The following is a 10423-nucleotide window of genomic DNA, read 5'->3' as shown; positions in this document are numbered from 1 at the left end:
GCGCCACTCTCCCCCTCGGAGGCGGGGGCGCGCGCGGCCCCAGTCCGTCCGCCGTGGTGGTCCTCGTCGGCGCGGCGGCCCTCGGCCAGGCCTGGTTCGGACTGCTGCTCGTCGTCGCGTACGGGGCCGGGCTCGCCCTCACCCTGACCGCGGCCGGGTTCGCGGTCGTCAAGCTGGGTACGGGAATGAACCGGGTGATGGACCGGCGGCCCCGCTGGACGACCCACCCGGTCGCTGCCCTGGTCCGGCGGACGATGCCCTTGGCGTCGGCGTTCGTCGTTCTGGCTCTCGGGGCCGGATTGGTGCTCAAGGGGGCGGCATCCGCACTCGGCTGAGCTACTTTTGTGGAGATATCACGCGAGATGCCGTGGGGGGCGCCGGTGTCCGAAGAACCGGGCAGTGAACGTGTCATCGCGGGCCGCTACCGGCTCCTGTCCCCGCTCGGCGAGGGCGGCATGGGAACCGTGTGGCGGGCCCGCGACGAGGTGCTGCACCGCGAGGTCGCCGTCAAGGAGGTGCGCGCCCCGGCGGGGCTCCCCGGCCCGGAGGTCGAGCGGATGTACGCCCGCCTGGAGCGGGAGGCGTGGGCCGCGGCCAGGGTCGCGAACCGCAACGTGGTGACGGTGTACGACGTGGCGATGGAGGGCGGCCGGCCCTGGATCGTCATGGAGCTGATCCGCGGTGTGTCGCTCGCCGACCAGTTGGAGGCCGAGGGCCCGATGTCCCCGCAACGCGCGGCGCACATCGGCGCGGAGGTGCTGGCCGCGCTGCGCTCCGCGCACTCCGCGGGGGTGCTGCACCGGGACGTGAAGCCGGGCAACGTGCTGATGGCGAACGACGGCCGTGTGGTGCTCACCGACTTCGGCATCGCCACGGTGGAAGGCAGCTCCGCGCTGACCATGACCGGCGAGGTGATCGGCTCGCCCGAGTTCCTCGCTCCGGAGCGGGCGCTGGGCCGCACGCCCGGGCCCGAGTCCGACCTGTGGTCCCTGGGCGTGCTGCTGTACGCGGCCGTCGAGGGCAGCTCCCCGTTCCGTCAGGACACTCCGCTCAGCACCCTGCGTGCCGTCGTGGACGAGGAGCTGCCGCCGCCGTTGAGAGCCGGGCCGCTCGCCCCGGTCATCAAGGGCCTGCTGCGCAAGGATCCCGCCGAGCGGTTGCCTGCCGACCTGGCCGAGCGGGACCTGCGGCTCGTCGCGGCCGGTGGTGCGCCGCGCGCGGACACGGCGCCCGGGTCGCCGTACGCACCGACCGTCGCGGCCCAGCCTCAACCGGGGTTTCCCACACCGCCGATGCCCATGCCGACCCGGCCGGGTCCGGCGCCGACGACGTCGGCCACGAGGGCCACGACCGGACCGCCGGGCCGTGACCGGCGTGCGGCGGTCGTCCTGGTAGCGGGCCTGGTCGCGGTCGCGCTGGCGCTGGCCGGGCTGACGTACGCACTGTCCCACCGCGACAGCGGCGACAAGGGTGGCAGCGGTGCGAACAGCGGCCAGGCGGGCAGCAGTCTCAGCTCCCCCGCCCCTTCCCGCAGCACCGAGAAGGACTCGGGTGCCCCGCCGCCCTCGCCGAGCAGCAACCCGCCGAGCAGTCGGCCGGCCCAGTCCGTCCAGGTCACGGTGTCCGGCGCGAACACGGACTACTCCGGGACCTGTCCGCCGCCCACGGAGCGGGCGCCCGCCTTCACGGCGACGTTCACGGTGGGCCGGCTGCCCGCGCAGGTGGAGTACCGGTGGGTGCTGAAGGACGGGTCGGTGTCCGATCCGGGGTGGAAGACGCTGTCGTTCCCCGCGGGTGGCGGCAGGACCAAGCAGGACAAGGTGATCGTGACGACGTACTCGGAGAGCGGGACGGTCCGGAACGCGATCAGCGTCGAGGTGCGGAGCCCGGTGCGTACGACGTCGAACTCGGTGCCGTTCTCGGTGACCTGTGCGACGACGGAGACCCCGACGGACGGGGCCTCCCCCTCGACTTCGGCCTCGCCCTGACGGGTCAGGCGGCGCTGGTGAGAACCGGCAGGTAGCCGCCCGACTGGCCGGCGGCGGTGGGGTGGTAGGACTCGCCGACGTTCAGCCAGTTGAGGCTGTGCAGCCAGGAGCTGCCGGAGCAGATCTCGTGGCCGGCGAAGGTGGAGCGGACATCACCGAACGTGAAGCCGTGGTCGGCTGCGCGCTTGGCGATCGCGGCGTCGAGGTAGTCGGCAGCGCCGTTGATCGCGGCGCGCTTGGTCTCGGAGAGGCCGAGGCAGGTGGTGCCCAGCATGTAGAAGCGGGGGTAGCCGAGCACGACCACGCGGGCGGACGGCGCCCTGGTGCTGATCGCGTTGTAGACGTTGTCGAGCTTGCCGGGCAGCGTGGAGTCGACGTACGCCTTCGCGGTGTTGATCCGCGACAGACAGCCGCTGTCCGAACTGAGTACACAGGTCGTCATGACGTCGGCGAAACCGGCGTCGTTGCCGCCGATGGTGATGGAGACGAGTCCGGTGGCGGAGCCCAGTGAGCCGAGCTGGTTGGCGAGGACGTCGTCCGTCGTGGCGCCCGAGCAGGCGGTGAAGGCGAACGAGGACGGGGCGTGGGCGGCGTTCCACAGGTAGGGGTAGGCCTTGGTGCTGCGGCTGCAGCTGCCGCTCGAACTGATGTAGCTGCCGGCTCCGACACCGGAGGAGTAGGAGTCGCCGAGCGCCACATAGCCCCCGGTCGCGGCGAGTTGGGGGGAAGCCTGCGCCGCGGCCGCCCCGGTGAGGGCGAGGCCGGTGGCGAGGAGGAGCGAGGTCACGTATGCCGTAAATCGGAAACGTCTCATGGAACCTCCCTTTAGCAGGATCTCTGCCACAACCGTCGTAGCAACTACGCGTGTTGACGGGAAGTGTCCATGCCAAAACTTTTCAGGTCTCAACTAGATCGGTTCGGACCGTTCTTGTGCCCAGCAAGATCATCTCCGTACGGGAGGGCAACCGCCCTTGACGGCCCCCTCGGGGCTGCGCGACATTGAAGCCCGACATCCGGCGCGCCGGGGGGCAAAGTCGCCAATGCAGACCATACGCATCAAGACATCTTCAACGGACGATGCCGAGGGGGCGCGGCCAGGACCGGGGAGGGACCTGTCACCGCTGCTCGCCGGGGCCGCGACGGCGGTCGGCGGGGTCGGCGCGCTGCTCGCGCTCACCGACTCGGACTGGCCCCTGCGTGGGCCGTTCACTCTGTTCTTCCTGCTCGCCGCGCCGACGGCGGCCATCGCCTCGGCACTGCGCGGGCTGGATCCGTTCGGCCGTACGCTCGCGTCGTTGGCCGGGGCCGTGGTCCTGAACATGCTGGTGGCCCAGGGCATGCTGGCCGTGCACCGGTGGTCGGTCCCTGGCGGGGTCGTCGCCGTCACCGCGCTCAGCGCTCTCCTGTTCCTGTCGTCGCTGCCGCGGCCGGCGGACCGAATTCTCAAACGGATGCGAAAGGTCCGCTGGAGGAACTGATTCAACGGCCGCCAAAGTTGTGTAACGGCCAAACCAACAAAAACGTGAGGCCTCGTTCCAGGTCTTGCCATACAGGTTGAATCGTCAATACCGTCGTACATCTCACCCGCATCGGTCCGTCACTACGCGGCTCAAGGGGAGGGCTCAAGGACCGCGACGTTCCGGCGCGGGGCGCGGTAGGGGGGTGCCGTGCTCGGTGACCGCATCGGTGACCGAGCCGTGCCGCGCGACCGGCTGCCGTTCTCCGACAGCCCGGCCAGCTTTGCCAGCTCACCCGCATGCACGGAGATCCGTTCACCGTGCCGTGAGTGAGAACCCCCCTTTCGAACCGGACACAAAGCCGGGCCGCCCAGGGGCGGGCGGTCCACCGGACGAGAGGGACAAGACTCATGAGTTCTGTTCTGCGCCCGCCTGCTTCGGGCCAAGATCCGTTAATGACGGGCAAATACCGGCCGATCTCCTCTCACCTGGCCATTACGCCGCCGGTGAGCGTGGTGATCCCCGCCATGAATGAGGCGGAGAATCTCCCCTACGTCTTCAAGACGCTTCCGGACTGGATACACGAAGTCGTTCTTGTGGACGGCAATTCCACCGACGACACCGTCGAAGTGGCGCGTGAGCTGTGGCCCAAGGTCAAGGTCGTCGAACAGCGGGGCAAGGGCAAGGGGGATGCCCTGATCACCGGGTTCGAGGCCTGCACCGGCGACATCATCGTGATGGTCGACGCGGACGGCTCGGCCGACGGCAACGAGATCGTGTCGTACGTCTCCGCCCTGGTCTCGGGCGCCGACTTCGCCAAGGGCTCACGATTCGCCAACGGCGGCGGCACGGACGACATGACCTTCATCCGCAAGCTCGGCAACTGGGCGCTGTGCACCATCGTCAACCGCAAGTTCGGCGCCCGCTACACCGATCTCTGCTACGGATACAACGCGTTCTGGCGGCACTGCCTCGACAAGATCGACCTCGACTGCACCGGCTTCGAGGTCGAGACCCTGATGAACATCCGGGTGGTCAAGGCGGGACTGAAGGTGCAGGAGATACCCAGCCACGAGTACCTCCGCATCCACGGCACCAGCAATCTGCGGGCCGTGCGGGACGGGTTCCGGGTGCTCGGGGTGATCCTGCGGGAACGCTCCAACCGGCGGGCGCTGCGGCGCCGTGAGCACCACTCGCCGATGATGGACACGGGCCGGGGAGAGGTGTCTTGAGCGATCCCGACATCCCCGGCATCTCTGTCGTGATCTGCGTGTACACCGAGGACCGCTGGGAGGACATCCTCGCGGCGGTCTCCTCGGTGCGCGCGCAGTCCCGGCCGGCCCTGGAGACACTCCTGGTCGTCGACCACAACCGGGCGCTGCTGGAGAGACTCACCAAGGAGTACAAGGAGGCCGACGAGGTACGGGTGCTCGCCAACGCGGGCCCCCGCGGCCTGTCCGCCGGACGCAACACCGGAATCGCCGCCTCGCGCGGCGAGGTGATCGCCTTCCTGGACGACGACGCCGTGGCCGAGCGGGAGTGGCTGCGACGCTTCGCCGAGGCGTACGCCGACCCGCTGGTGATGGCGGTCGGCGGCCGCACGATGCCGATCTGGGCGTCGGGGCGCCGGCCGGCCTGGTTCCCGGAGGAGTTCGACTGGGTCGTGGGCTGCACCTACCGGGGGCTGCCACCGGGCCGGGTACGGGTGCGCAACGTCCTGGGCGGAAACGCTTCCTTCCGCCGAACGGCGTTCGACTCGGCGGGCGGCTTCGCCACCGGCATCGGGCGCGACGGCGCCAAACGGCCGCTGGGCTGCGAGGAGACGGAGCTGTGCATCCGCCTCACCCGCGCCAGGCCCGACGCGGTCCTGCTGATCGACGACCGGGCGGTGATCCATCACCGGGTGCCCGAGGTTCGCGAGCACTTCGGGTACTTCCGCACGCGCACCTACGCCGAGGGACTGTCCAAGGCCCTGGTGGCCCGGAGCGTGGGCGCGGACAAGGGGCTCGAGTCGGAACGCCGGTACACCACGCGTGTGCTGCCCGCGGGCGTCGCCCGCGGTCTGCGGGACGCGCTGCTGGCCCGGCCGGGCGGCGCCGGGCGAGCGGGGGCGATCGTCGCCGGCGTGCTCACCGCGGCGGGCGGGTACGTCGTGGGGAGTGTCCGGGCGCGCCGGGGCGGAGCCACCTTCTCGGTCGTGGACATCGAGGGGGAAACACATGGGTGAAGCGCGTGTGCCGATTCTCATGTACCACTCCGTGGCCACCACACCCAACGACGCCACCCGCGTCCTGTCGGTCGCCCCGGAGGCGTTCGCCGAGCAGATGGCGATGCTCGGCGACCTGGGCTTCACCCCCGTCGACACCGCGGCGCTGGCGGCGAGCTGGCGCTCGGGCCGCCCGCTGCCCGCCCGCCCGGTGCTGATCACGTTCGACGACGGCTACGCGGGCGTGCACCGGCACGCCCTGCCCGTGCTCGCCAAGCACGGCTTCGCGGCCACGCTGTTCGTCTCGACGGGCTGGATCAAGGGACCGTACGACACCGGGGGCGGCCTGGACGCCATGCTCGACTGGCGCCAGGTGCGCGAGCTCGCCCGTTCCGGTGTCGAGATCGGCGGCCACAGCCACACCCACCCGCAGCTCGACCAGCTCGACGACGACACCCTGCGCTCCGAACTGGTCCGCTGCAAGGAGATCGTCGCCGACGAACTGGGTGCCGTGCCGGTCTCGTTCGCCTACCCCTACGGATACTCCAGCCGCCGGGTGCGCGGTGCCGTGCGGGAGGCCGGGTTCGCCCAGGCGCTCGCCGTCGGCAACGGTCTGGCCCGCCGTCGCCAGGGGCCCTACGCCCTGCGGCGGGTGACCGTGCGCCGCAGCACGGACGCGCAGGAGTTCGAGCGGCTGATCGAAGGCCGTTCGATCGCCCGTAACTTCGCCACGGACCGTGCCCTCACCAAGGGGTACGCCGTCCTCCGCAGAGCACGCCAGGTCCGCCGGAAGGCCATCCGTACCCGTGTCTGACACGACGACCACGACCGAGGCCGCATCGCCCGGGACGCAGGCACCCGAGCAGTCGGGGCGCCGTCTCCGTCTGCCCGGACGGGACCGGTCGCCCGGCGGCAGCCAACTGTTCCGGAACGCCTATGCCCTGATGCTCAACACCGGCATCTCCGCCGTCCTCGGGCTCGGGTTCTGGCTGGCCGCGGCCCGCTACTACTCCGAGTCCGCGGTCGGCCAGGGCTCCGCCGCGATCGCCGCGATGAAGTTCCTCGCCGGCCTGACCGCGGTGACCCTGACGGGCGCCCTGGCCCGCTTCATCCCGGTCGCCGGGCGCCGCACCGGACGGCTCATCTTCCGCACGTACGCCGGAAGTTCCCTGATCGTGGCGCTGGCGGCGGGCGTCTTCCTGATGACGCTGGACGTGTGGGGGCCGTCGTACCGGTTCCTGCACGGACCGCTCAACGGGCTCGGTTTCATGGTGGCCGTCGTCGCCTGGAACCTGCTCACCCTGCAGGACGGCGTGCTGACCGGACTGCGCAGCGCGCCCTGGGTGCCGGTGGGCAACACCGTGTTCTCCACGGTGAAGCTGGGGCTGCTCGTCGCGTTCGCCGTGGCCATCCCGACCACCGGTGTCTTCGTGTCGTGGGTCGCCGCGATCGCCACCTCCGTGGTGCCGCTCGGCTGGCTGGTGTTCCGCCGTCTGGTGCCCCGGCACGTCAAGGCGACCGCGGAGCACGCCAAGCCACCGACGCTCAAGGAGATCGGGCGGTTCCTCGCCGGGGACTACACCGGCTCCCTGTTCTCGCTGGCCGTGGTCTACCTCGTCCCGGTCATCATCGCCTCGCAGGTCAGCTCCGAGGACAACGCGTACTTCTACATCACCACGACCATAGGCGGCACGACCAACCTGCTGGCGATCAACATGGGCGCGTCCCTTAACGTCTAGTGCTCGCACGAGCCGGCCCGGCTGGCCGCCGACACGCGTGCGGCGCTGAAGCGGATGGCCCGGATCATGCTGCCGATCGGCGTGCTGCTGTTCGTCGGGGCACCGTGGATCCTCGGCGTGTTCGGTGCGGGCTACGCGCAGGCGGCGACTCCGCTGCTGCGCTGGTTCGCGGTCGGGGCGCTGCTGCGGGTCGTCATGGAGACGTACTTCGCCGTGCTGCGCGCCCAGAGCCGCACCGCCGGACTCGCCTGGCTGCAGGGACTGTTGTGCGTGCTGGTTCTCGGCCTGACGCTGCTGCTGCTGCCCCGCATGGGGCTGACCGGCGCGGGCGTCGCGGAGATCTCCAGCCTGGCGGTGATCGTGGCGATCGCCGCGCCCCGGCTGTGGAAGACGGTCCGGGCCGCGCCTGCCGCGGATCTTCCGGACGGAGCGGCACCCGACGGTGACCTCGCCGACCTCGGGGCGCCCGAGGTCCCCGCCTCCACTCAGCCGGGCCGGCGCAGCCCGGCCTGGGCGCTGGACAGCGACACCCTCGCCCTGGGCATCCACGTCGACTTCGACCACCTGGAGCGCCGCCCCGACGTGCGCCCCGGTCCTGGCACCCCGCCCACCGGGACGCCGGTGGCGCGCCACGACCCGCCGACCTGGGCGCTGCGCCCCCGGCCGCCGGAGGCACCGGGACCGCCGGTCGAGATGGGGGTCCCCCCGGCCGGGCGAAGCCGGGACTGGGGAAGGGAACCGGGCGCGGAGGCGTCGCTGGGACCGGCCGAGGCCTCGCTCCTGAAGGAGGCGGAGGTCGACGCGCCGTTCGAGGAGTCCCTCGTACCGGAGGCTCCCACCGCGCCGGAGGAGGCCGCGGCCGTGCCCGCCGAGGACCCGCCCGGGACGGCGGCTCCCCCGCTGCGCGACGGTCCGATGCCCACGCGCCCCGGAGTCGTCCTCGGCTGTCTGCTGATCGCCGCGCTGCTGCTGTACTGGGTGCCTGCACTGCGGCTCGGCGAGTCCGACCTGGACGAGATGGGCGGGCTCGGCCTGATCTCCGTGCTGCCGCTGCCCACGCTGGTCGGGGCGGCGCTGCTGATCGCGGTGTTCGCCTCGCTGCTCTGGCTGCGCCACGAGCACCGGGCGCTGCTGCTGGTCACGCTCCTCGCGACCGTGGTGTCACTGCACGCCCTGCCCGCCGTCATCGAGACCGAACCCCGGTTCGCGACGGCCTGGCAGCACCTCGGGTTCATCGACTACATCGACCGCACCGGGTCGGCCGTGCCGGACCTGGACGCGCGCTGGAGCTGGCCGGGCTTCTTCGCGGCGGCCGCGTTCGCCGCCAGGGCCTGCGGGATCACCGACTTCACCGAGGTCATCCGCTGGTGGCCGCTGACCGTTCAGCTCGCCTGTCTGGCACCGATGTTCCTGCTCGTGCGCTCGATGCGGGCGAGCTGGCGGGCCAGGTGGACCGGTGTCTGGATCTTCGTGCTCAGCGGCTGGGTGGGACAGGACTACTTCTCCCCACAGGGCTTCACGTATCTGCTCTACCTCGTGTTCGTGGCGATCCTCCTCGTCTGGTTCCGCGCCCCGCGCGTGATCTGGACGAAGTTCCGCCCCGGCGAGGCCGAGGTCGAACCGGCGGACCGGCGCCGGCGGGCCGTGCTGCTCATGGTGCTCATCGGCCTGTACGCGGCGAGCGTCCCGGCCCACCAGCTCACCCCGTTCGTGATGCTGGGCGTACTGGCGGTGCTGGTCCTGACCGGACGGTCGGAGCTGCGCGGGCTGCCGATCCTGTTCGGGGTGGTGGCCGCGGTGTGGCTCGGCTTCATGGCCGAGCCGTACTGGTCCGGGCACTTCAACGACCTGTTCGGCGGGGTCGGCGGGGTGGGCAGCAACGTGTCGACCTCGGTGTCCGGCCGTATCCAGGGCGGCAGTTCCACACACAAGCTGGTGCTCTACACGCGGGTCCTGCTGGCCGGCGGGGTGATGACCTTCGCCTGCTGGGGCTGGTGGCGGCGGCGCGACCACAAGTACCGCGAGCGGTCGCTCCTCGTGCTCACCTTCGTCCCGTTCCTGGGCTTCGGCATGCAGTCGTACGGCGGCGAGATGGCCCTGCGCGTCTTCATGTTCGCGCTGCCGGGCGCGGCACTGCTGGGCGCCCTCGCCCTGTTCCCGCGCACCGGCGTCACGGCGGAGGAGCGCGAGAAGGACCGGGTCAGCCTGGCCCCGCTGGCCGCGCTGGTGGCGGGCCTGCTGCTCATGGGCGGGTTCCTGGTGGCCCGCTGGGGCAACGAGCCGTTCGAGCGGACCCGGCCCGGCGAGGTCGCGGCCATGGACTACGTGTACGCCCACGACAAACCGACGGTACGGCTGCTGTGGCTGAGCAACGACCCGGTCAACGACGTGACGCCGGCGATGCCCTGGGGCGCGAAGGACATGGAGCGGGTCGACTACGTGCCGACGCTCGCGCCGACCGACCCGGTGCTGGTGTCGGGCCTGGTCAAAGCGCTCAGGGACGCGGGACCGAACTCGTATCTGATGCTCAACACGAGCCAGATCACCTACCTGCAGATGGACGTGGGCTACTCGGCGACCTGGGAGTCCCGACTGATCCGGAACCTGGACAACCGGCAGGAGCTGAAGAAGGTCCTGGTCAACGACGACGTCACCATGTACGCGATGCGCAAGCGGCCCGCGGGCGAGGTGCCCGAGCCTCATCCGGGGCCGATCGGACCGCGGGTGACGTGGACGCCGTGGTCGGTGGTCGGCGGTCTCGCGGCCGTCGCGCTGATCATGCTGCTCACCGTGCGCGAGGTGGTCCGGGTCGCGGTGCGGCCGGGGGTGGGTCAACTGCGCTGGCTGCAGAGCAGTTTCTGGTTCGCCCTCCCCCTGCTCGCGGTCCTGCTGGCCTCGCTGGTGCAGCGGTTCCTGACCATGAAGTGAGTCCCGCGGTGGGGGGGGCGGGCCGGAGGGCGGGCCACAGAACCAAGAATGGGGTGATGTGGGAACCCCCGCGCTGGCGCCCGGGGCGGTGAGTGAGCGCTGGGG

At 71.1% G+C, this 10423-nt stretch carries 8 protein-coding genes and 1 pseudogene; 8 read left to right on the top strand and 1 reads right to left on the bottom strand.

Going from position 1 to position 10423, the window contains the following annotated elements:
- Nucleotides 1–335: pseudogene (locus tag ACFW2E_RS24895) on the top strand (nickel transporter); the annotation flags it as partial.
- Between the two features lie 45 nt (nucleotides 336–380).
- Nucleotides 381–1988, top strand: coding sequence for a serine/threonine-protein kinase (locus ACFW2E_RS24890; protein ID WP_384469293.1), 1608 nt, complete (start codon nucleotides 381–383; stop codon nucleotides 1986–1988).
- Nucleotides 1989–1992: 4 nt separating this feature from the next.
- Here the strand turns inward: ACFW2E_RS24890 and ACFW2E_RS24885 are convergent, their stop codons facing one another.
- Nucleotides 1993–2802, bottom strand: a complete 810-nt coding sequence (locus ACFW2E_RS24885) for an SGNH/GDSL hydrolase family protein (protein ID WP_384469292.1) — start codon at nucleotides 2800–2802, stop codon at nucleotides 1993–1995.
- 226 nt (nucleotides 2803–3028) lie between these two features.
- Here ACFW2E_RS24885 and ACFW2E_RS24880 point away from each other — a divergent pair, with 226 nt between their 5' ends.
- The 6 genes from ACFW2E_RS24880 (at nucleotide 3029) to ACFW2E_RS24855 (ending at nucleotide 10318) form a co-directional block, all read left to right on the top strand.
- Nucleotides 3029–3466 carry a hypothetical protein gene (locus tag ACFW2E_RS24880; protein ID WP_384469291.1) on the top strand — a complete coding sequence of 146 codons (438 nt, stop codon included), beginning with the start codon at nucleotides 3029–3031 and terminating at the stop codon, nucleotides 3464–3466.
- 389 nt (nucleotides 3467–3855) lie between these two features.
- Nucleotides 3856–4677 carry a glycosyltransferase family 2 protein gene (locus ACFW2E_RS24875; RefSeq protein WP_384469290.1) on the top strand — a complete coding sequence of 274 codons (822 nt, stop codon included), beginning with the start codon at nucleotides 3856–3858 and terminating at the stop codon, nucleotides 4675–4677.
- On the top strand, nucleotides 4674–5672 hold the full coding sequence (locus ACFW2E_RS24870) for a glycosyltransferase family 2 protein (protein ID WP_384469289.1): 999 nt from the start codon (nucleotides 4674–4676) through the stop codon (nucleotides 5670–5672). The genes ACFW2E_RS24875 and ACFW2E_RS24870 overlap by 4 nt, the downstream gene beginning before the upstream one ends.
- Complete coding sequence (locus ACFW2E_RS24865; protein ID WP_384469288.1) at nucleotides 5665–6465, top strand: polysaccharide deacetylase family protein; 801 nt, start codon at nucleotides 5665–5667, stop codon at nucleotides 6463–6465. Before ACFW2E_RS24870 ends, ACFW2E_RS24865 begins: the two co-directional genes overlap by 8 nt.
- Nucleotides 6458–7390, top strand: a complete 933-nt coding sequence (locus ACFW2E_RS24860; protein WP_384469287.1) for a lipopolysaccharide biosynthesis protein — start codon at nucleotides 6458–6460, stop codon at nucleotides 7388–7390. The genes ACFW2E_RS24865 and ACFW2E_RS24860 overlap by 8 nt, the downstream gene beginning before the upstream one ends.
- Nucleotides 7391–7444: 54 nt before the next feature.
- On the top strand, nucleotides 7445–10318 hold the full coding sequence (locus ACFW2E_RS24855; protein WP_384469286.1) for a lipopolysaccharide biosynthesis protein: 2874 nt from the start codon (nucleotides 7445–7447) through the stop codon (nucleotides 10316–10318).
- Nucleotides 10319–10423 lie beyond the last annotated feature (105 nt).

Source organism: Streptomyces sp. NPDC058964, from assembly GCF_042741275.1.
Lineage (GTDB): Bacteria > Actinomycetota > Actinomycetes > Streptomycetales > Streptomycetaceae > Streptomyces.
The sequence above is the reverse complement of the archived record's forward strand: the minus strand, read 5'-3'. Positions and strand labels throughout refer to the sequence as shown.